Origin of the sequence: Streptomyces sp. NPDC088746 (genome assembly GCF_044751065.1) — a bacterium.
In the GTDB taxonomy this organism is placed as follows: Bacteria; Actinomycetota; Actinomycetes; order Streptomycetales; family Streptomycetaceae; genus Streptomyces.
On record NZ_JBIVLA010000008.1, the window covers coordinates 202,633 to 222,931 of the forward strand.

The window sequence follows — 20,299 nt, forward strand, 5'->3', positions numbered from 1 at the left end:
ACCCGCGCAGCCCTCAACAGCGGTCACCGGAAGGGCGGGTGAGCGAGGAAGGCCCAGGTTACCGGGTGGTCGGCCGGGCGAGAGCGCCGTCCCGTCCGGGCCGGGCGCACCGGCCCGTCGCTCCCGGGGCCGACCTCATGAACACCACCCGAAAACGACGAGATCCCGCCCGATCTTGCGATCGGACGGGATCTCGTGTGTGCGGTGGACCTGTGGGGATTTGAACCCCAGACCCCCTCGATGCGAACGAGGTGCGCTACCAGACTGCGCCACAGGCCCTTGCAACGAGTGAAACTCTAGCACCCTCATCGGGGTGCTCGGAAATCCGTATCCCGGCAGGTCACCGAGTCGGGTTCCCCGCCGGGCTCACTCGTTGGCCGCGCGCGGCCGGTCCTCGTCGTCGTACTGGTCGAAGAGGGGCGTACGGCCGCGGTCACGGGTGCGCTTGGCCGGGTTGCCCCGGCGGCGGGGAGCCGGTTCGGCGTCGGGCGTGGCGGACTCCTGCGTGCCCGTCCGGGTCGGCTCCGCCGGGCTGGAGCGGGCCGCGCTCCAGGTCTCCGGGTCGCCGACCTCGACCCCGCCCCTGGCGCGCGGGGCGACCGGGGCGGTGACGTAGGTCGGCAGCGGGACCGGCACCGGCTCCCAGCTGTCGCCCTGGGCGGGCCCGCGTTCGCGCTGCTGGTCGACCCACTCGGCGTGGTCCGTCTGCTCGACGAGGGCGCGGCGGCCCGCCTCCTGGGGGGAGACCGTGGGGACGGGGACGGCCGCTTCGGGCTCCTCGTCGGCCTCGGCGGGAGCCGAGGACGCGGGCTGGTGCCTGCGGGGCCGGTTCTCGCGCAGCCGCTGCGCCGCCACCTCGGCCCGGCGCCGGTCCATGGTGAAGACGAACCGACGGCGCTCCTGGGCCCGCAGATGCACGATGTACGAGCTCAGCAGCACGGCCGGGACGGCCGGCGCCCACAGGAAGCGGAGCCCGCCCACCGCCGCGACGACCGCGCCGAGCGTGAACGCCATGAACAGGATCGTGGTGGTACGCCGACGGCGCGCCAGGACCTGCGAGCGCCGTCGGCGCTCGCGCTCGGTCTCGGCGCCGGAAGGCCGCCGCCCGTCCCGCCGGGCGACCTCCGGACGGGAGGCCCGGTCCTGCGGGCGCTCCTGGTCCGGCCGGCCGGGGGCCGGGAGGCGCAACCGCGCTTCCGTATGTGCCGGGGGCGCGGAAAAGGCCCGGACGTCGACGGACTCCAATCGGTCCGTGACGGCATCCGGGTCCACGTCGCCAGGCGCCTGCTCGGCATCCCGCTCCCGCAGCTCCTTGGCGTAACGGCGCTCCATGGCCGCCCGTCCGGACAGCAGCCGGATGGCGGTGCTGAAGCGTTCCGTCGGACGGGCTTCATTGAGCTCGTCCTGCCTGCGGAGCCACATCGGCACCAAGTAGGCGGCCCATGCACCGACGATGACTGCGTAGATGAGGCCGCTGCTGCTCACGCTCACACCGTAGAGGGGTTTGCACGGCGGCATCCGCCAATTGGCCCGGTGTGTCGCACGATCCGGCTCATATGACGGACTTTTTTTGCGATTGTTCGGGTCATCAGTAGCCGAAAGTGAGGTTCATTACCGTCAGAGAGCGATCAAATTCGAACACTTATTTTATTTCCCCGGGCGTGCGCGGTGTTCCCGGAGTACCCGGCCGCATCCTGCGCCAACGCCGCAGCAGTCCGTCGGGCACTTCCTCGGCGGTGAGGGCGAAGATCAGATGATCCCGCCACGCACCGTCGATGTGCAGATACCGTGGACGTAGCCCTTCCGCACGGAATCCGAGTTTCTCCACGACCCTTCGGCTGGGGGCGTTCTCGGGCCGAATGCACACCTCGATCCGGTGCAGCCCGACCGTACGGAAACAGTGGTCGACGGCGAGGGCCACCGCGGTCGGCATCACACCGCGGCCCGCCACGTCCTGGTCGACCCAGTAGCCGACATGACCCGAGCACATCGAGCCCCAGGTGATGCCCGCCACCGTCAACTGCCCGACGAGGCGCCCCTCGTACTCGATGGCGAAGGGCAGCATGCGCCCGGCGTTCGCCTCGGCACGCAGGTGGCGGATCATCTGACGGTAGGTGGGGCGCTGGGCCACCGGGCCGCCCGGGGCGGGGGGCGGGACGGTCGCCTCCCAGGGGCGCAGCCAGTCGCGGTTACGCCGGTTGACCTCGCGCCACATGCTCTGGTCGCGGAGCTTTATCGGGCGGAGGGTGACGGCGCCGTCGGTGAGGATCACCGGCCAGGTCCGGACGTTCAGCTCGGGCTCCCCGGTCGGGGGTGATCGCCGCCGCGCAGCTGGTCGACGGCGTGCACCAGGAGCCTGCTCAGGACCGCGAGTCCGTCGCGTACGCCGCCGGTCGAGCCGGGCAGGTTCACGACGAGGGTGCGGTCCGCGATGCCCGCGAGGCCCCGGGAGAGTGCGGCGGTGGGGACCTTGTCGTGGCCTTCGGCCCGGATCGCCTCGGCGATGCCCGGGATCTCACGGTCCAGGACGCGGCGGGTGGCCTCGGGCGTGCGGTCGGTGGGCGAGATGCCCGTACCGCCGGTGGTGACGATCACGTCGTAGCCCGCGGCCGCTCCGGCCCGGAGGGCCGCTTCCACCGGATCCCCGTCGGGCACGACCTGGGGGCCGTCGACCGCGAACCCGAGACCGGTGAGGGCCTCGGCGATGAGGGGGCCGCCCTTGTCGGCGTAGACGCCGGCCGAGGCGCGGTTGGAGGCGGTCACGACGAGGGCGCGGTATCCGCCGGTGGCAGGGTCGCTGCCGGGCGCGCTCATGCGTCCGCCCCCTCCGGTGCGGGGCGCCGGTAGTCGCCGGACTTGCCGCCCGATTTCGCCTCGACCCGTACGTCCGTGATCACCGCGCTCTTGTCGACCGCCTTGATCATGTCGATCACCGTCAGCGCGGCGACCGACACGGCGGTCAGGGCCTCCATCTCGACGCCCGTGCGGCCCGTGGTCTTCACGGTGGCCAGGATCTCGACCGCGTCGTCGGCGACGCTCAGGTCGACCTTCACACCGGAGACGGCGAGCGGGTGGCAGAGCGGGATCAGGTCCGGGGTGCGCTTGGCCCCCATGATCCCGGCGATGCGCGCGGTGGCGAGCGCGTCGCCCTTGGGGACGCCTTCGCCCCTGAGGAGTTCGACGACACGCGGTGACACGAGGACCCGGCCGCTCGCCCGGGCGACACGTGCCGTGACGTCCTTCTCCGACACGTCGACCATGCGGGCGGCGCCCGCCTCGTCGATGTGCGTCAGCCTGTTCTGCGTACTCAACTCACTCCGCCTAGCGGTAGGGCGCCGGTTGCCCGCCCGTCCCGCGCCGTGGCGCGGACCGAGGGGACCGGGGGGCTTCCCCCGGTAAGGCACAGCGCCAGATACCGTACCGCCACCGCGCCGAAGTCAGCGGAGGAGGATCACCTCGGCGTCCGTGCCGGGCTCGGCGGAGGTGACGTCCTCGGGCAGCACGATCAGCGCGTCCGCCTGGGCGAGGGCGGCGATCAGATGCGATCCGGCCCCGCCGACCGGAGTCACGGTGCCCGCCTCGGCGTCGTAGGTCCCGCGCAGGAACTGGCGCTTGCCGGACGGCGAGGAGAGCGCCTCGTCGGTGCTGAGCGTGGCCCGCACCTTCGGGCGGTGGACGTCGTCGAGGCCCATCAGCGTCAGGATCGCGGGCCGGACGAACAGCTCGAAGGAGACGTACGAGGAGACCGGGTTGCCGGGCAGCGCCAGCAGCGGCGTGTGGTCGGGGCCGATCGAGCCGAAGCCCTGCGGCTTGCCCGGCTGCATGGCGAGCTTGCGGAAGTCGATGCCCCCGCCGGGCTCGTCCTCGTCGCCCACGGAGGACAGGGCCTCCTTGACCACGTCGTACGCACCGACGCTGACACCGCCCGTGGTGACGACGATGTCGGCGCGGATCAACTGGTCCTCGATCGTGGCCCGCAGCGTCTCGGCGTCGTCCGCGACCGCCGGCACGCGGTAGGCGATGGCGCCCGCGTCCCGGGCCGCGGCGGTCAGCGCGAAGCTGTTGGAGTCGTAGATCCGACCACCGGTCAGCTCCTCGCCCGGCTGCGCCAGCTCGCTGCCGGTGGACAGCACGACGACGCGCGGACGGGGCCGCACCCGCACCGTCGAGCGGCCGATCGCGGCGAGCAGCCCGATCTGCGGCGGCCCGACGACCGAACCCGCGCGCAGTGCCAGGTCGCCCGGCTGCACGTCGCTGCCCTTGGCCCGGACGTGGGCGCGCGGCTTGACGGGGCGGTGGACGCGGACCTCTCCGCTCGCCCCCTCCGGGGCGTCGCTGTGGGCGCGCATGGCGGAAGCGGGGCCGCCGCCCGTGCCGCCGTCGGTCCACTCGACCGGGACGACCGCCTCGGCGCCCGCGGGCAGCGGAGCGCCGGTCATGATGCGCGCGGCCTCGCCGGGACCGACGGACCGGCCGTCGGCCAGGCCGCCGTCACCTGCGGCCACGTCGCCGATGACGGTGAGGACGGCGGGGAACTCCTCGCTGGCACCCTCGACATCGGAGATCCGGACGGCGTATCCGTCCATCGAGCTGTTGTCGAAGGGAGGCAGGGCGACCTCCACCACGACGTCCTCGACCAGGACGCAGCCCTGGGCGTCCGGCAGTTGCAGCTCGATGGGTTCGAGCGGCTTCACCGCGGCGAGGATGTCGTCCAGGTGCTCGTCCACCGACCAGATCGTGCTGCTCAAGCTGTTACAACTCCTCGTCGACGTAACTGCGCAGCCAGGTCCGGAAGTCCGGGCCCAGGTCTTCACGTTCGCACGCGAGTCTGACAATGGCACGGAGATAGTCACCGCGGTCACCGGTGTCGTAGCGGCGGCCCTTGAAGACGACACCGTGCACCGGGCCGCCGATCTTCTCGTCCTCGGCCAGCAGCTGGAGGGCGTCGGTGAGCTGGATCTCGCCGCCTCGGCCGGGTTCGGTCCGGCGCAGTATGTCGAAGATCGCGGGGCCCAGGACGTAGCGGCCGATGACGGCGAGGTTGCTGGGCGCCTCGGCCGGGTCGGGCTTCTCCACGAGCCCGGTGACCCGGACGACGTCGTTGTCGTGGGTCACCTCGGTGGCCGCGCAGCCGTACATGTGGATCTGCGACGGGTCGACCTCCATCAGGGCGACGACACTGCCGCCCTCGCGCTCCTGGATCTCGACCATCCTGGCGAGAAGCGGGTCGCGCGGGTCGATGAGGTCGTCACCGAGGAGCACGGCGAACGGCTGGTCGCCGACGTGGGGGGCGGCGCAGAGGACGGCGTGGCCGAGGCCGCGGGGGTCGCCCTGGCGCACGTAGTGCATGGTGGCCAGGTCGCTGGACTCCTGGACCTTGGAGAGCCGTTCGGCGTCTCCCTTGCGGGTCAGCGCGGACTCCAGCTCGTAGTTCCGGTCGAAGTGGTCCTCCAGGGGACGCTTGTTGCGACCGGTGATCATCAGTACGTCGGAGAGGCCTGCGGCGACAGCCTCCTCGACGACATACTGGATGGCGGGCTTGTCGACGACAGGCAGCATCTCCTTGGGAGTGGCCTTGGTGGCCGGCAGGAACCGGGTGCCGAGACCTGCAGCTGGGATGACAGCTTTGCTGATCCTGGGGTGCGACTGAGTCATGCCCAGAACTGTAACCGGTGCGTATGGGCGGAAGATGAGGCTCCGGTTAACTTCGTTCTCATACATCCACATAAAAGAACTATGTGAGCACCCGTTGAACCATGACATGTCCCGAAAGACAACACTGCGACGTGAACTGCTCGCCGCGCGGAGGCTGCTCACCTCGGAGGACGTCAGAAGGACCGCCGCGGTTCTCGCCTCGGCCGCCGCGGACCTCCCCGAGCTGACCGGCGCCCGGACCGTCGCGGCCTATGTGTCCGTGGGTCGGGAACCGGGAACGCACGCTCTCCTGGACGGCCTGCGGGCCCGGGGCGTACGCGTACTGCTCCCGGTCCTCATGGCGGACAACGACCTGGACTGGGCCGTGTTCGAAGGCGCGGAACACCTCGTGCCCGCCGGCCGGGGCCTGCTGGAGCCGGACGGCGCGCCTCTCGGCCCGCAGGCGGTCCTGGACGCGGACGCGGTCCTGCTGCCCGGCCTGGCCGTGGACGGGCGCGGGATGCGGCTGGGGCGTGGCGGGGGCAGCTACGACCGGGTACTGGCCCGGCTCGCGTCGGCCGGGGCGCACCCCGCCCTGATCGTCCTGCTGTACGACGACGAGGTGGTCGCGCGGGTTCCTGATGAACCGCACGACCACCCCGTGGATGCCGTGGTCACGCCCGCCGGAGCGCGGCGCTTCCCGCCCGGGGAACGGGCCTAGGGTTTCTTGAGCGTCAGGCTGTCGACGGTGGACTGCTTCACGGCGTCCGCCCCGAAGGACCAGTCGAGCAGTTCACCCTCGACCCACTTGTCGGTCTGATCGGTGTAGTGCGCGCTGAACGCGTGCCCCGAGGATCCGGTGAGGTTGATCCACCGGGACTTGTCCCAGTCACCGACGTTGACGACCATCCGCATCGACGGGACCCAGATGACCTCGTAGCCGCCCGCCGCGTTCCAGCCGGTCGCGTTGACCGCCGCCTCGCCGCCGCCGAGGTCCCAGGGGCCCCGGTTGAGCGCCCGCTGCAGGAGGTCGGGGCCCTCCTTGCCGAGCGTCTGGTTGCGCAGGGTCAGCTGGTGCAGCCTGCCCCAGCTCCAGGTGGACATGTCCTTGCCCAGCTCCGCGGTCAGCTCCCAGCGCGCGTCCTCCATGGCACGGGCGAAGAGCTCGTCACGGCTGTCGACGGCCTCCTCGCGCCCCTTGGCCGGGACCTTCCACCACGCGTTGTCCTGGTCGTCCAGGATGCTCTCGACGACCTCGTACCAGCGGTCGCCACCGTCCGGCTGCGCCGCGTCCGGGGCGCGCTGACCGCATTCGCGGACGAGCTTGTCCTGTTCGTCCACGGGCCCGGTGCCGGGGACCGGCTTCACGTAGACGCAGTCGCCCTGGGCCCGCATCTCCTTGGGGAGCTTGTCGCCGAAGGCCAGCTTGAGGATGTTGCGCCAGACGCCGTTGAAGTACGCGGCGGCGGCCGAGTCGGACTCCTGGGTGTAGTCCCAGCCCTCCAGCAGCTTCTGCGCCTCGCGAACGCTCTTGTCCTTGATGCCGATCTTCTTCAGCTCCGGCACCAGCTTCGCGGCGATCGCGCTCTGGTTGTCCATCTGCATCGTCTGCATGTCGTCGGTCGAGATCTTCTCGCCGCCGTCGATCTTCTTCTGGATCAGGTCGTTGATCCGCTGGCTGCGGGTGCCGTAGCCCCAGTCCTTGGTGAGCATGTGCTCGTAGTCGTCACCGATGACCGCCTGGTTCGCGGTGACGATGTAGCCGCGGTCCGGGTCGTACTCGTACGGCAGCTCGTCGAACGGGACGGGGTCCTTCTCCCAGCCGTAGGCGGCGGACCACCCGGGGCTCGGCGTCGTGCCGTCACCCTTGAGGCGGACCGGGATCTTGCCGGGCGCCTGATAGCCGATGTGCCCCTCGGTGTCCGCGTAGATGAGGTTCTGCGACGGCACCTCGAAGTGCGCGGCCGCCTTGCGGAAACTCGTGAAGTCCTTGGCCCGGTTGAGCTCGAAGACCGCGTCCATGGACTTCCCCGGGTCCAGCGCCGTCCACTTCAGGGAGACCCCGTACCCGTCGCCCCGGTCCGGCGCCGAGGTGGTGACGGGAGCCTTCTTGCCGACCTTCTCCAGCTCAGCACTGCGGTCGGAGACCAGCGGACCGTTGTTGGTCTCGCGCACGGTGATCGTCCTGCTCTTCCCGCCCGCGACCTTGATGGTCTCCTCGCGGGTGATGAAGGGCTCGGTCTTGCCGTCGTACTGGTATCCGTCGGCCGAGACCTTCTCCAGGAAGAGGTCGGTGACGTCCGCGCCGAGGTTGGTGAAGCCCCAGGCGATGTCCTGGTTGTGGCCGATGATCACACCGGGCATCCCGGAGAACGTGTAGCCGGCCGTGTCGTACTGGCACGACTCCGAGAGCTGACGGCAGTGCAGCCCCATCTGGTACCAGAGCGAGGGCAGCTGCGGCGCCAGGTGCGGGTCGTTGGCCAGCAGCGGCTTGCCCGTCGTCGTGTACTCGCCGGAGACGACCCAGGAGTTCGATCCGATGCCGTTGCCGTTGGGGCCGAGCAGCGCCGGGATCTCGTCGAGGCTCTCGGAGAGCGCGGAGAGCTGGGTGTTCAGGCCCTCGGTCGCGCCCTCGACGGTCTGCGACCCGATCTCTCCCGTCGGCTCGGCCTCGGGATCGTACTTACCGGTGACCGAGGAGACCGCGCCCTGCTCGACGATCGGCTTGTTCTTCTCGTACGGGTAGTCCGGGTAGAGGTCCTTGATCTGCTTCGCGCTGAGCCTGCTGGTCATCAGCGAGCGGTCGATCTCGTCCTGCATGTTCCCGCGCAGGTCCCAGGCCATCGCCTTCAGCCAGGCGACCGAGTCGACCGGGGTCCACTCGGTGGGCTTGTAGTCGTTGGTCAGGCCGAGCGCCGCGTACTCGACGGAGATGTCCTTGCCGTCCTTGCCGTCCAGATACGCGTTCACCCCCTCCGCGTACGCCTGGAGGTTCTTCTTGGTGTCCTCGTCCAGGACCTCGTCGTACTCCTGCTGCGCGACCTTGCGCCAGCCCAGCGTGCGCAGGAAGGAGTCGGTCCCCACCTGGCCGGCGCCGAACATCTCGGAGAGCCGCCCCGAGGTCATGTGGCGGCGTACGTCCATCTCCCAGAAGCGGTCCTGGGCCTGGACGAAGCCCTGGGCGCGGAACAGGTCGCTGTCGGTGTCCGCGTAGATCTGCGGGATCCCGTAGTCGTCGCGTTTGACGTCGACGTCACCGGAGAGGCCCTTGAGTTCGAGCGAACCGGTGGTCTGCGGGTACGAGGCCCGGACTGTGGAAACGGACCAGTACGCGCCGTATCCGACACCCGCGACAAGCGCCAGCACCAGGACGATCACGATCAGGCGGGCGCGTCGCCCCTTCTTCCTGCCGGTCTTCTTCGCATCGGAAGACCCGGAAGGGGCGGTTGTGTTGGCGGGCATCGCTGTCCTTCGAGGGGCAGGGTGGTCCTGGGAGTGCAGGAGCAACCATAGGCGCCCCGCCGAAGCCACTCGGACGCGGTATGGGGATGCATCCATTTGCGCACCGGTTCGCACGAACACTCGAAGGCGTCAAGGAAACGTTAAAGATTAGGTAAGGTAACGAAGTACTGGCCGCCGGAGGACGATCCGGAAGGCTCAGAGCATCCGGCGGTCGAGGGCCCCGAGGCGCCCGCCGATTGCCGGATGCTCCTCCGCAGGGAAGGAACGGACCCTGACTGTCCACGCGCTCAACGAACTTCTGCTCGTCTGCTCACTCGTCCTGCTGGTCGCCGTCGCGGCCGTACGCATTTCGTCCCGCAGCGGGCTCCCCAGCCTGCTCCTGTACCTCGGCATCGGCATCGCCTTGGGGCAGGACGGCATCTTCGACGTCAAGTTCGACAACGCCGAGCTGACCCAGGTGATCGGCTACGCCGCCCTGGTCGTCATCCTGGCGGAGGGCGGCCTGGGCACGAAGTGGAAAGAAGTGAAACCCGCGCTGCCGGCGGCAGCCATGCTGTCGACCGTCGGCGTGGGCATCAGCGTGGGTGTCACCGCGAGCGCGGCGCACTATCTCGTCGGCCTCGACTGGCGGCAGGCCCTGATCATCGGAGCCGTCGTCTCCTCCACCGATGCCGCGGCCGTCTTCTCCGTCCTGCGCAAGGTCCCGCTGCCTTCCCGCATCACCGGTGTCCTGGAGGCCGAATCCGGCTTCAACGACGCCCCCGTGGTGATCCTCGTGGTGGCGTTCTCCGCCGTCGGCCCCGTGGAGCACTGGTACGTGCTGGTCGGCGAGATAGCCCTGGAGCTGGCCATCGGTGCCGCGATCGGCCTCGCGGTGGGCTGGCTGGGCTCCTACGGGATCCGCCACGTGGCCCTGCCCGCCTCCGGGCTCTACCCGATCGCCGTGATGGCCATCGCGGTCTCGGCGTACGCGGCGGGCGCCATGGCCCACGGCAGTGGCTTCCTGGCCGTCTACCTGGCCGCGATGGTCCTCGGCAACTCCAAGCTCCCGCACTGGCCGGCGACCCGGGGCTTCGCCGACGGGCTCGGCTGGCTGGCGCAGATCGGCATGTTCGTCCTGCTCGGCCTGCTGGTCACCCCGCACGACCTCATCGACGACTTCTGGCCCGCCGTGGTCGTGGGGCTGGTCCTCACCGCCGTCGCCCGGCCGTTGTCCGTCTTCATCAGCCTGGCGCCGTTCCGGCTGCCACGGCGCGAGAAGGCGCTGATGTCCTGGGCGGGTCTGCGTGGCGCCGTCCCCATCATCCTGGCGACCATCCCCATGGTGTCCGGGATCGAGGGGAGCACCCGGGTCTTCAACATCGTCTTCGTGCTCGTCATCGTCTACACGCTCATCCAGGGGCCGACCCTGCCCTGGCTGGCGAAGACCCTGAAGATCTCCGACGACCCGTCGGAGACCGCCGACCTCGGCATCGAGTCGGCACCCCTGGAACGGCTGCGCGGCCATCTGCTGTCCGTCGCGGTCCCGGGCGAGTCCAAGATGCACGGCGTGGAGGTCGCGGAGCTGCGGCTGCCCGCCGGGGCCGCGGTCACCCTCGTCGTACGGGACGGCAAGAGTTTCGTCCCCGCACCCTCGACCGTGTTGCGCCGCGGGGACGAGCTGCTGGTCGTCGCGACCGATCCGGTGCGCGACGCGACGGAGGCCCGGCTGCGGGCGGTCGGACAGGGCGGCAAGCTGGCCGGCTGGCTGGGGACGGGCGGGGCCGACCGGTCCGACGAGGGCACGGACATGCCGCACCTCGCGAAGCTGGCCCGGAAGCTGGGCAGGGGCGCCGAGAACCGTCCGGCGGACAAGGCGGGCAGCGGCCGGGCCCCTCGCTGACCGGCGAGGCGGCGAGGTGGTTAGACGGCGAGGGGCACCCGCGCACAATCGCAGGTGTGCCGGGGCCGAGGCCTGTAAGATGAAGGACCGGATCATCTGATCCACACGATGTGAACGTGATCGACCAACCCTGATCGACCAACTCTGTCTGATGCAGAGCTGGCGCGACCGTATGGCGGTCGTGGCGTCCTTCGCCTCTGGAGCGAGCGCCCGGCATCTACCGCAGTCCCGCGCGAAGAGGACAGCTCTCGGCAGCTCCCGCACCCCGGTGCGCGGCGCCCCGGGGGCACGGCCACCAGGCGGCAGAAAGGCATGGACCGTGGCGTCCACGGTCTCCGACCGCCCCGGTTACGGGCAGTTGCTGCGCACCCCGGGTGCGTGGACCTTCCTCCTCCCGGGCTTCGCGGCCCGGCAGCCCTTCGCGATGCTGACCATCGGGATCGTGCTCCTGGTTCAGCACACCACCGGCTCGTACGGCAGTGCGGGCGCCGTGGCCGCCGTCTCCGGCGTCTCCATGGCGCTGTTCGCGCCGCAGAGCGGCAGGCTCGCCGACCGGTTCGGCCAGCGGGCCGTGCTCCTGCCCGGCGTCCTCGTGCACGCCGTCTCCGTCGGCGGCCTCACGGCACTCGCCCTGGCGGACGCGCCTCTGTGGGTGCTGTTCCTGGCGGCGGTGCCCACCGGGGCGTCCATCCCGCAGATCGGGCCGATGGTGCGGGCGCGCTGGGCGGCCCGGCTCGGCGCAGCCCCGGGGCGTCCGGCCTCCCCGCTGATGGCCACGGCCGCCGCCTTCGAGTCCGTGACGGACGAGTTCACCTTCGTCGTCGGGCCCGTGCTCGCGACCGCGCTGTGCACCGGCGTGCACCCTGCGGCCGGACTGATCGCGGAGGCCGCGCTGACACTGCTGGGCGGCATCCTGTTCGCCGCACAGCGCTCCACCCAGCCCGCTCCCCGGGGCGCCACCACGGCGGACGAACCGCACCGCTCGGCGCTCTCCGTGCCAGGGGTGCGTGTCCTCGCGATCACCTTCCTGGGCATCGGCGCCGTGTTCGGCGGCATGCAGGTCTCCCTGACTGCGTTCTCCGAGGAGATCGGCCGGCCGGGCGTGAACGGGCTGCTGTACGGGATCTTCGCGGCCGGCAACATGCTGGCGGGCATCGCGTGCGGGGCCATCGCCTGGAAGAGCAGCCCGCGCCGCCGGCTGATCGTCGGCTGCGTGGCCCTGACACTGACCGCGTCCGGTCTCTGGGCCGTGCACTCCGTACCGCTGCTGGCGGGGCTCGGACTGCTGGTCGGACTGTGCATCGCACCCGCGCTGATCAGCGGTTACACCCTGGTCGAAGCCCTGGTGCCCGCGTCCGCCAGGACCGAGGCCTTCACCTGGCTCACGGGCGCCGTGGCACTGGGGCAGGCGGGGGCCGTCACGGTGGCCGGACAGCTCGCGGACGCCCATGGCGCGAGCACGGGTTTCGTGGTCCCCCTGGCCGGCACGGCGCTGGCCCTGGCGACCCTGCTGGCCCTGCGTTCACGGCTGACGCCGAGGGCCGGAGGACGGACGGTGGCACGTGGGATCGGTCACCGCGAGCCGGTCACGGTGGACTGATCGCTCGGAATACGTCAGTATGGAGCGTCGTTAGCACTCATTGAGTGAGAGTGCCAGGAGGAGCAAGTGCCGACCTATCAGTACCAGTGCACCGAATGCGGCGAGGGCCTCGAAGCGGTGCAGAAGTTCACCGATGATGCCCTGACCGTGTGCCCGAACTGCGAGGGACGCCTCAAGAAGGTGTTCTCGGCCGTCGGCATCGTCTTCAAGGGATCCGGTTTCTACCGGAACGACAGCCGCGGCTCCTCGTCGAGCAGCACGCCGGCCACGTCGTCGTCCGCGAAGACGTCCGATTCCTCCGCCGGGTCGGCCTCCGGGTCCTCCTCGGCGAAGTCGGACGCGAAGCCGGCCGCCTCGGCCGCGTCCTCGACCTCCTCCTCGGCTTCTTCGTCGTCGAGCGGTACGTCGGCCGCCTGAGGCACCCGCACACCACACGTTCCACCCGGACCCCGCTGATCGACTCGGCGGGGTCCCGGCCGTGCGCGCCCGGTTAGTGTGACCGCATGGTGAACGCAGAGACGGCTACAGCGGAAATCGGTGTCATCGGCGGATCGGGCTTCTACTCCTTCCTGGAGGATGTCACCGAGATCCAGGTGGACACCCCGTACGGAGCGCCGAGCGACTCCCTCTTCCTGGGTGAACTCGCGGGCCGGCGGGTGGCCTTCCTCCCGCGGCACGGCCGCGGCCACCACCTCCCGCCGCACCGGATCAACTACCGCGCCAACCTCTGGGCCCTGCGTTCCGTCGGCGTACGCCAGGTGCTCGGCCCGTGCGCGGTCGGCGGCCTGCGCCCTGAGTACGGGCCCGGCACCCTGCTCGTCCCCGACCAGATGGTCGACCGTACGAAGGCCCGCACGCAGACGTATTACGACGGTGAGCCCCTGGCCGACGGCACCGAGCCGAACGTGGTGCACCTCGGCTTCGCCGACCCCTACTGCCCCGAGGGCCGCAAGGCCGCCCTGGCCGCGGCACGCGGCCGGGACTGGGAGCCGGTGGACGGCGGAACGCTGGTCGTGGTCGAGGGCCCGCGTTTCTCGACCCGCGCCGAGTCGCGCTGGCACGCCGCGATGGGCTGGTCGGTCGTCGGGATGACGGGGCATCCGGAGGCGGTGCTCGCCCGCGAACTGAACCTCTGCTACACGACGCTGACGCTGGTGACGGACCTCGACGCGGGGGCCGAGGCCGGCGAGGGCGTCAACCACGCCGAGGTGCTCGAGGTGTTCGCGGCCAATGTGGACCGGCTGCGGTCGGTGCTCTTCGACGCGGTGGCCGCTCTGCCCGCGAACGAGGGCCGTGACTGCGTGTGCGCGCACGCGCTGGACGGGGTCGAGACGGGGATCGAGCTGCCGTAATCCGCCACGGCACGGGCGCCGGGCTCTCGCTCTGCCGCCCCATGCCCCGTACGGGTGGCCGGGTTGTCCACATCGTGGGGGCTGTCCACAGGGCCGGGCGGGGTTTCCGCGGAGGGTGGATCGTGAGGGAGTCCGGCGGGGCCTCCCGCGGGACTCCTCTCACGGCAGGTGGTGTTGGCCATGTTCCCGTCGGTGCCCGATACACGTCCCGCGCCTCCCGCACCGTGCGGGGTCCCGTCCTTCGGGCCCCTGCGCGTGCGGGGCGGCGGCGGGCGGCGTCTCCGGCGGGCGCTGCGGGGGCAGCGCCGGGCGCTGGCCGCTGGCTTCGCGCTGGCCTCCGCCGTGCTCGCCGCCTCAGGGCTGGGCGGGGAGAGAGGGGCGGCCGCCGTCGGCGGTGACGCGCCGCCGGGGCCCGACCGGCGGCCCGTACGTCTGGTGTCCGCTCCGGTGCGGATCGCCGACGCGGCGACGGTGGGCCTGCTGCGGCCGGGCGACCGCGTCGACGTGATCGCCGCGTCCGACGGGGAGCCCCGGGGCGCAGTGGTGGCACGGGACGTGCGGGTGGCGGAGGTCCCACGCGGTGCGGGCGGTGCGGAGGCGCCGTTCCCCACGGCCGACGGCGGGGCGGGGACGGGACACGGCGCCCTGGTGGTCCTGTCCGTGGAGCGGGAGACCGCGGCGGCTCTGGCGGGCGCCGGTGCGTCGGGGCGGCTCTCGGTGGCGGTGTCCCATGCCGAATAGAACCGGTATCGCGTCAGCTCACCCGTGCGACGTACCCGATTGGACGGTGTGGTCTCCTGCCGCCTCATGTGGCGGGACGGTTCGCTCCCCCCACGGCACGCGCCCAGCGGGGCCAGGCCTGAGGTCGTCCCCGCACGGCCGGGCCCCCGCCCGGCGGGCGGCGTCAGATGTGGTGGGGCGGCTTCTCGTCGAGGAAGCGGGCCAGGTCGGCCGCGCCGCCGCCGGCCGGAGCCCGCTCACCCCACCCCTGGTCCGTGTCGTCCGCGGACTGCCGGTCCAGCGGATCGTCGAAGACCAGAGCCGACGGCTTGGGCCCGGACTCCTGCGGGGGCCGCTGCTGGGGCTGCGGCGGCTTCGACTCTCGCGGTCCGGGGGCGGGGGCGGTACTCATACCTCCAGGGTACGGCCGCGTTCATCGATCCTTGGGATCGAGCAGCCACAGTCCCAGCACGACGAGGAACGACAGGCACAGAAAGCCGGCGCCCCACCAGGCGGTGCCCGTGTCGCCCTCCATCCACACGTTGACGACCTCCGTCAGAGCCCACAGCTGGCCGATGACGACGCTCATCGCCAGGACCAGCCGGGCCGTCAGCTTCGCGGAGCGCTCGGGTTCCTGCTCGGAGCCCGCTCCCGGCCCCGGACCGGTGTGGCGCACCCGGGGGTCGGCATAGCCACTGGTGGGCCGGATCTGGGGGTAGCGCTCATGGAGGGGGCGGTTCAGCTCGGCCCGCTCGCTCCCGGGGTGGTAGTCCGGATACCGCGTTCCGGCGGGGCTGGGGGGCCGCGGCGGCTCGATCGGGTCCAGGGGTTCTGTCATGACCGGCTCCCCGTGGCGGCGGCGGCGTCGGACGGCGCCGGCGCGGGTGGCGCCTCCGCGCCGCCACCGGTGCCGGGGCAGCCGATCCGTGCGGCGAGATCGGGGCGGTCCTCGCCGAGCTGGCGGCACAGCCCCGCTTCGGCGCTCTCCCCGGAGCGGGTGGTCCCGACGGCCCAGATACTGCCGTCCTCCAGCTCGGTCAGCACCACCTTCGGCAGCCCGCGGGGCGGCGGGCCGGCGGTGACCGCACCGGTGCGGGCGTCGAAGACTCCCTCGTGGCAGGGGCAGTACAGCTCGCCGTCCGTACCCCGGTCCTTGCGCCAGAGGACGCCGCAGGCCAGATGGGTGCACACGGCGGAGTAGCCGACGAGGGTGCCGTCGTCCATCCGCACGGCGACCGCCCGGTCCTCGTCGCCGGGGTAGCGGAAGGCGAGGGACTCTCCGGGCGGCAGCTGCGCGGCGATCCGCTTCGGGGACGGCGCCTTCCCGTCCTCCGTCTCACCGTGCCGGTGGAGGATGCCGCCCGCCACGGCCAGACCGCCCACGGCCAGGCCGCCGGAAACGGTGGCGACGATCCGGAGGTAGTCGCGGCGGGTGGTCAGCGAGTCGGCGGCGATCCGGTCGTGCAGGGCTTCACGGGGGTCGCTCCCGGAGCCGTGGTCGGGGCCCGGCTGCTCCTGTTCGGTGACGCTCATCGGCGGACGTCCTTCCCGTTGATCTCGACGACGGGAAGTCCGCCGGGTACCGGCCACTGGACCCGCTCCGCGGGCACGACCATGGCCACGCCGGTGCGGACCTCGCTCTCGCCGAAGACGAACGTGTCCGCGACCTGCACACCGGGGCGCTCCGCCTGGAGCTCCTCGACGGTGCCGTAGTAGAGGGCACCGGTGGGGCAGACGGTGGAGCACATGGGGGCGAGTCCGTAGGCGGTGCGGTCGTAGCAGAGGTTGCACTTCATCTGCAGCTTCGCCTGGAGGTCGATCTTCGGGACACCGAAGGGGCAGGCGTTGACGCAGTTGGCGCAGCCGATGCAGCGGGTGGTGTCGGCCTGCTGCACGACGCCGTCCGCGGTGACCAGGATCGCGTCGGCCGGGCAGACCTCGGCGCAGGGGGCCACCGGGTCCTCGCAGTGCATGCAGACCGTGGGGAGGGAGGCGACGGATGAACCCTCGTCGGTGTAGTCGAGGTGGATCATCGACTTGCCTCGGTGCGAGTCGCATTCCCGGCAGGCGGAGACACAGGCCTGACAGCCGATGCAGCGCCCCGGGTCGATGAACATCGTTCTGCCCATCATCCGGGCATCAGCTCCTTTCCGAGGTGCCGCGGCCCTGCGGGGCCGTGGGCGGCAGCGGGTCGGTGCGGGAGACCTGGGTCTCGGGATAGGCGACATGGCCGGGGGCGACGGGGGGTGCGGGGACCTCGTCGATCGCCTCGGCGTGCTCGATGCGGCAGGCGCAGACCTTGTACTCGGGGATCTTGGAGCGGGGGTCGAGTGCGTCGATGGTCAGGGCGTTGGCAGCCGTGGGGACGGGCCAGTGGTAGGGGATGAACACCGTGTCGGGACGGATCGCCTCGGTGACCAGCGCCGGGAAGACCTCGCTGCCGCGCCGGGTGACGACGCGGACGGGTTCACCGTTGTGGAAGCCGTGGGAGGGGTGGACCTCGGCCCAGGGCCGCGGGGTCTGCTCCACGAGGGCCCCCAGCCTGCGGGTCTGGTTGCCGGAGAGGAAGTGGGCCACGGTGCGCCCGGTGGTCAGCGTCATCGGGTGCTCGGCGTCGTACGGGTCGGCCGGCGGGTGCCACTCGACGACCTGCATGTGGATCTTGCCGTCGGCGTGGTAGGTCGTGCCGTCCTCGAACAGCCTGGGGGTGCCGGGGTGGTCGGTGGACGGGCAGGGCCAGGAGATTCCGCCGGTCTCCTCGAGCCGTTCGTAGGTGATTCCGGAGTAGTCGATGATCGTGCCCGCGGAGGCCCTGCGCAGTTCGTCGAAGACCTCGCGGGAGCTGCCGAAGGCGAATTTGTCGCCCTCTCCGAGGCGGCGGGCGATCTCGCACATCACCCAGGTGTCGGTCCGCACCCCGGAGGGCGGTTCCTGCGCCTTGTTGTGCTTGACGACGCGTGCCTCCGCGTTGGCCATCACCCCTTCGTCCTCGGCCCAGATGGTGACGGGGAAGACGACGTGCGCGTTGGCTGCGGTCTCGGAGAGGAAGAAGTCGAACTGGGCGTGGAATTCGGTGGTGTCGTACCCGTCCTTGACCACGGCGTAGTTGGGGAGCGACACGAAGGGGTTGTTGCAGATGCCGACGAGACCGCGGATCTCCTGGCGCTGCATCTGCCAGACCATTTCCATCATCGAGGTTCCGGCGGCCGGGAGTTCGGACTCCTCGATGCCCCAGACCTCGCAGATCTGGCGGCGGTGCTCCTCGTTGAGGATCGAGCGGCCGCCGGGAAGGAGGTCGGCCTTCTGACCGTGCTCCCGGCCGCCCTGGCCGTTCCCCTGCCCGGTGAGGGTGCCGTACCCGGCGCCGGGCTTGCCGATGTGGCCGGTGGCGGTGCAGAGGTTGATCACGCTGAGGCAGTTCTCGACGCCCTGCGTGTGGTGTTCGATGCCCCGGGCGTGGAAGGCCATGGCCTTGGGCGCGCGGGCGAAGGCACGGGCGACCTGGACGACCTGCTCGGCGGGGATCCCGCAGATCTCGGCGGCGCGGGACGGGGGGTACTGGGCGACGTTGGCCTTGACCTCCTCCCAGCCGGTGGCATGGGCCGCGAGATAGGCCTCGTCGGTGAGCCCCTCCTCGATGACCACGTTCAGCACGGCGTTGAAGAAGGCCGAGTCCGTGCCCGACTTGAGCGCGACATGGATGTCGGCGGTGCGCGCGACCGCCGTCTCACGCGGGTCGACCACGATCAGAGTGGCGCCGCGGTCCCGGGCCCCCCAGACGTACTGGGTCAGCACGGGGAAGCACTCACCGACGTTGGCCCCGGCGAGCAGGAGGCAGTCGGTGAGCAGGATGTCGGAGAAGGGGTTGCCGGCGCGGTCGATGTTGAAGGCCAGCTTGTTGGCACCGGCGGCGCTCACCATGCAGAGCCGGCCGTTGTAGTCGACGTGCTTGGTCTTCAGCGCCACCCGGGCGAATTTGCCGACCAGATACGTCTTCTCGGAGAAGAGGCTGGCTCCGCCGAGTACGCCGAAGGCGTCCCGCCCGTGTTCCTGCTGAATGCGCTTGATCTCGGAGACGGTGAAGTCGAGCGCCTCGTCCCAGGAGACCTCCCGCAGTTCCTCGTCGCGGGAGCGGCGCATGAGGGGTGCGGTGAGCCGGTCCGGGTGGTTGACCTGCTGGTAGGCGTTGATGCCCTTGGGGCAGAGCCGCATGCGGTTGATGTCGTGGTTGCGGGGCTCCACGCCGAAGACCTTGCCGCCGCGGTCCACACGGAGGTACATCCCGCACTGGACACCGCAGAAGCAGCAGTGGGTGGGGACGAGCGTCTCGCCGTTCTGGTCGGCGTGCCACCGGTCGGCCGGGATGCCGCCCGCGTCGCGGAAGCCACGGGTGCCGGGCGGGGCGAGGGAGGGGTCGAGGGGGACGGGCGTACGACTGTCGGCTGCGCGTGGGTCCGCGGTCACTTGAAGCCCTTCTTGACCTGGGTGAGGTAGGCGTTGCCGCGCAGGACCCGCTTGCAGCGCGGGCAGTACTCGGCCCATGAGTCGAAGCCGAGTTCGAGGTCACGCATGGTGCCGCGCAGGTTCTCGACGTACGGGCCGGTGTCGATGGCCTCTCCGCAGCGGCGGCAGGCGAAGACCTCGTCGTCCTGGCGCCCGGTGTACTTGAAGAGCTGCATGCCGACCGCTGCCGGGCGCTGCACGATGTGGAAGAACTTCCCGAACGGGATGTAGATGAGGGTGAAGACCACCGACACCATGTGGAGGATCGCCAGGAACTCGTAGCCTCCGCCGTGCAGGAAGATCGAGGAGAAGGTGAGCAGCAGACCCGTCACGGAGATGATGATCAGGGCGAGCAGCGGCACCATGTCGTAGGCGAACCGCTGACCGGTGATGGCCCCCCGGTCCTTCATGCGGCGCCAGAGGAAGTACCCCGCGCCGGGGATGACGAGCACCGCCGCGATGTCCAGGCCGTGGAACATCAGCCAGCCGATGATGTTCAGCGAGTCGAAGCCGAGGACCTTGAGGCCCCAGACGCGCATCTCGTAGCCGGGCCCCGACCCGGTGGCGGAGGTGAAGGTGAACCAGCCCCAGGTCAGCGGGAAGGTGATCAGCGCGGCGAGGATGCAGCCCCAGAAGATCAGCTGGTGGGCCACCCACCGGGCGTGGGAGCGGGCGCCGAGGAATTTCTGGAAGCCCAGGTAGGTCGCGATCATCTTCGGCAGGGCGGTGGGTGTCCTGCGGAAGTTCTCGGCCGAGAACAGGCTGCGCCAGCCGTTCTTGAAGAGCCGTCGGGCGCCGGGTGCCGAGACCCAGACCGTGTAGCGGTAGGCGACGCCGAAGGCGAGGAAGACGCTGGCGACGGCGTACGGGAGCAGCGCCGAGTCGAAGTCGTGCAGCAGGCGGCTGCCGAACACGATCGCGAGAATCAGCAGGCAGGAGACCACGGCTCCGGCCAGCGCCGCGCGGCCGGAGACGGATCGCGGAAGGTTCCGGGCCGCCCTCGCGGCGACGGAGGGCCCCTTGCCGGGTGGCCGGCCGTCCGTCCCACCGGACGTGGCGGTGCGGACACCGGTCTCGGGCTGCGCGGCTGCGGCGGGTTCTGGTGGCTCGGTCACCCGGCCACCGTAGGGCCGCGATGGGCGTTTG

Annotated in this window: 19 protein-coding genes and 1 tRNA gene; 6 read left to right on the forward strand and 14 right to left on the reverse strand. The window is 71.0% G+C overall.

What is annotated here, in order from left to right; translation table 11 throughout:
• Nucleotides 1–205 precede the first annotated feature (205 nt).
• From ACIP63_RS30525 to galU, 7 genes are all read right to left on the reverse strand, one after another.
• Nucleotides 206–279, reverse strand: a tRNA-Ala gene (locus ACIP63_RS30525).
• Nucleotides 280–366: 87 nt separating this feature from the next.
• Nucleotides 367–1,518, reverse strand: a complete 1,152-nt coding sequence (gene glpR / locus ACIP63_RS30530) for a gephyrin-like molybdotransferase receptor GlpR (protein ID WP_401522029.1) — start codon at nt 1,516–1,518, stop codon at nt 367–369.
• A 124-nt stretch (nt 1,519–1,642) separates the two neighbouring features.
• Nucleotides 1,643–2,272: a GNAT family N-acetyltransferase gene (locus tag ACIP63_RS30535; RefSeq protein ID WP_393758628.1), complete on the reverse strand. Its 630-nt coding sequence runs from the start codon at nt 2,270–2,272 to the stop codon at nt 1,643–1,645.
• Between the two features lie 17 nt (nt 2,273–2,289).
• Nucleotides 2,290–2,814, reverse strand: a complete 525-nt coding sequence (locus tag ACIP63_RS30540) for a molybdenum cofactor biosynthesis protein B (protein ID WP_401522033.1) — start codon at nt 2,812–2,814, stop codon at nt 2,290–2,292.
• Nucleotides 2,811–3,311 carry a cyclic pyranopterin monophosphate synthase MoaC gene (gene moaC, locus ACIP63_RS30545; RefSeq protein WP_401522035.1) on the reverse strand — a complete coding sequence of 167 codons (501 nt, stop codon included), beginning with the start codon at nt 3,309–3,311 and terminating at the stop codon, nt 2,811–2,813. Before moaC ends, ACIP63_RS30540 begins: the two co-directional genes overlap by 4 nt.
• Before the next feature lie 126 nt (nt 3,312–3,437).
• Nucleotides 3,438–4,748, reverse strand: a complete 1,311-nt coding sequence (gene glp, locus ACIP63_RS30550) for a gephyrin-like molybdotransferase Glp (protein WP_401522037.1) — start codon at nt 4,746–4,748, stop codon at nt 3,438–3,440.
• 4 nt (nt 4,749–4,752) lie between these two features.
• Nucleotides 4,753–5,655, reverse strand: coding sequence for a UTP--glucose-1-phosphate uridylyltransferase GalU (gene galU / locus ACIP63_RS30555; protein ID WP_401522039.1), 903 nt, complete (start codon nt 5,653–5,655; stop codon nt 4,753–4,755).
• A gap of 106 nt (nt 5,656–5,761) precedes the next feature.
• Here galU and ACIP63_RS30560 point away from each other — a divergent pair, with 106 nt between their 5' ends.
• A complete protein-coding gene (locus tag ACIP63_RS30560; RefSeq protein ID WP_401522041.1) occupies nt 5,762–6,355 on the forward strand; it encodes a 5-formyltetrahydrofolate cyclo-ligase in 594 nt (197 codons plus the stop codon).
• Here ACIP63_RS30560 and ACIP63_RS30565 read toward each other — a convergent pair.
• Nucleotides 6,352–9,096, reverse strand: a complete 2,745-nt coding sequence (locus ACIP63_RS30565; RefSeq protein ID WP_401522044.1) for a penicillin acylase family protein — start codon at nt 9,094–9,096, stop codon at nt 6,352–6,354. The two genes, ACIP63_RS30560 and ACIP63_RS30565, sit on opposite strands and share 4 nt — an antisense overlap.
• A gap of 298 nt (nt 9,097–9,394) precedes the next feature.
• On the opposite strand from ACIP63_RS30565, the gene ACIP63_RS30570 reads away from it, so the two are divergent.
• The 5 genes from ACIP63_RS30570 to ACIP63_RS30590 all read left to right on the forward strand — a co-directional run bounded on the left by ACIP63_RS30570 (nt 9,395) and on the right by ACIP63_RS30590 (nt 14,671).
• Complete coding sequence (locus ACIP63_RS30570) at nt 9,395–10,978, forward strand: potassium/proton antiporter (protein WP_401522476.1); 1,584 nt, start codon at nt 9,395–9,397, stop codon at nt 10,976–10,978.
• Nucleotides 10,979–11,297: 319 nt separating this feature from the next.
• Nucleotides 11,298–12,578, forward strand: coding sequence for an MFS transporter (locus tag ACIP63_RS30575; protein ID WP_401522046.1), 1,281 nt, complete (start codon nt 11,298–11,300; stop codon nt 12,576–12,578).
• A gap of 66 nt (nt 12,579–12,644) precedes the next feature.
• Nucleotides 12,645–12,995: an FmdB family zinc ribbon protein gene (locus ACIP63_RS30580; RefSeq protein WP_362927888.1), complete on the forward strand. Its 351-nt coding sequence runs from the start codon at nt 12,645–12,647 to the stop codon at nt 12,993–12,995.
• 86 nt (nt 12,996–13,081) lie between these two features.
• Nucleotides 13,082–13,930: an S-methyl-5'-thioadenosine phosphorylase gene (locus ACIP63_RS30585; RefSeq protein ID WP_401522049.1), complete on the forward strand. Its 849-nt coding sequence runs from the start codon at nt 13,082–13,084 to the stop codon at nt 13,928–13,930.
• A gap of 180 nt (nt 13,931–14,110) precedes the next feature.
• A complete protein-coding gene (locus ACIP63_RS30590) occupies nt 14,111–14,671 on the forward strand; it encodes an RcpC/CpaB family pilus assembly protein (protein ID WP_401522052.1) in 561 nt (186 codons plus the stop codon).
• A 163-nt stretch (nt 14,672–14,834) separates the two neighbouring features.
• Here the strand turns inward: ACIP63_RS30590 and ACIP63_RS30595 are convergent, their stop codons facing one another.
• From ACIP63_RS30595 to ACIP63_RS30620, 6 genes are read right to left on the reverse strand one after another with little or no spacing between them, the layout of a single operon-like run.
• Nucleotides 14,835–15,062, reverse strand: a complete 228-nt coding sequence (locus tag ACIP63_RS30595; protein ID WP_356709782.1) for a hypothetical protein — start codon at nt 15,060–15,062, stop codon at nt 14,835–14,837.
• A 21-nt stretch (nt 15,063–15,083) separates the two neighbouring features.
• The gene (locus ACIP63_RS30600; protein ID WP_104786664.1) at nt 15,084–15,488 is read right to left on the reverse strand and encodes a hypothetical protein; all 405 of its coding nucleotides are present in this window, start codon (nt 15,486–15,488) and stop codon (nt 15,084–15,086) included.
• A complete protein-coding gene (locus ACIP63_RS30605) occupies nt 15,485–16,183 on the reverse strand; it encodes a ubiquinol-cytochrome c reductase iron-sulfur subunit (protein ID WP_401522056.1) in 699 nt (232 codons plus the stop codon). Before ACIP63_RS30605 ends, ACIP63_RS30600 begins: the two co-directional genes overlap by 4 nt.
• The gene (locus ACIP63_RS30610) at nt 16,180–16,782 is read right to left on the reverse strand and encodes a 4Fe-4S dicluster domain-containing protein (protein ID WP_401522059.1); all 603 of its coding nucleotides are present in this window, start codon (nt 16,780–16,782) and stop codon (nt 16,180–16,182) included. The genes ACIP63_RS30605 and ACIP63_RS30610 overlap by 4 nt, the downstream gene beginning before the upstream one ends.
• Before the next feature lie 7 nt (nt 16,783–16,789).
• The gene (locus ACIP63_RS30615; protein WP_401522061.1) at nt 16,790–19,114 is read right to left on the reverse strand and encodes a molybdopterin oxidoreductase family protein; all 2,325 of its coding nucleotides are present in this window, start codon (nt 19,112–19,114) and stop codon (nt 16,790–16,792) included.
• Nucleotides 19,111–20,268, reverse strand: coding sequence for an MFS transporter (locus ACIP63_RS30620; RefSeq protein ID WP_401522064.1), 1,158 nt, complete (start codon nt 20,266–20,268; stop codon nt 19,111–19,113). Before ACIP63_RS30620 ends, ACIP63_RS30615 begins: the two co-directional genes overlap by 4 nt.
• Nucleotides 20,269–20,299: the final 31 nt, after the last annotated feature.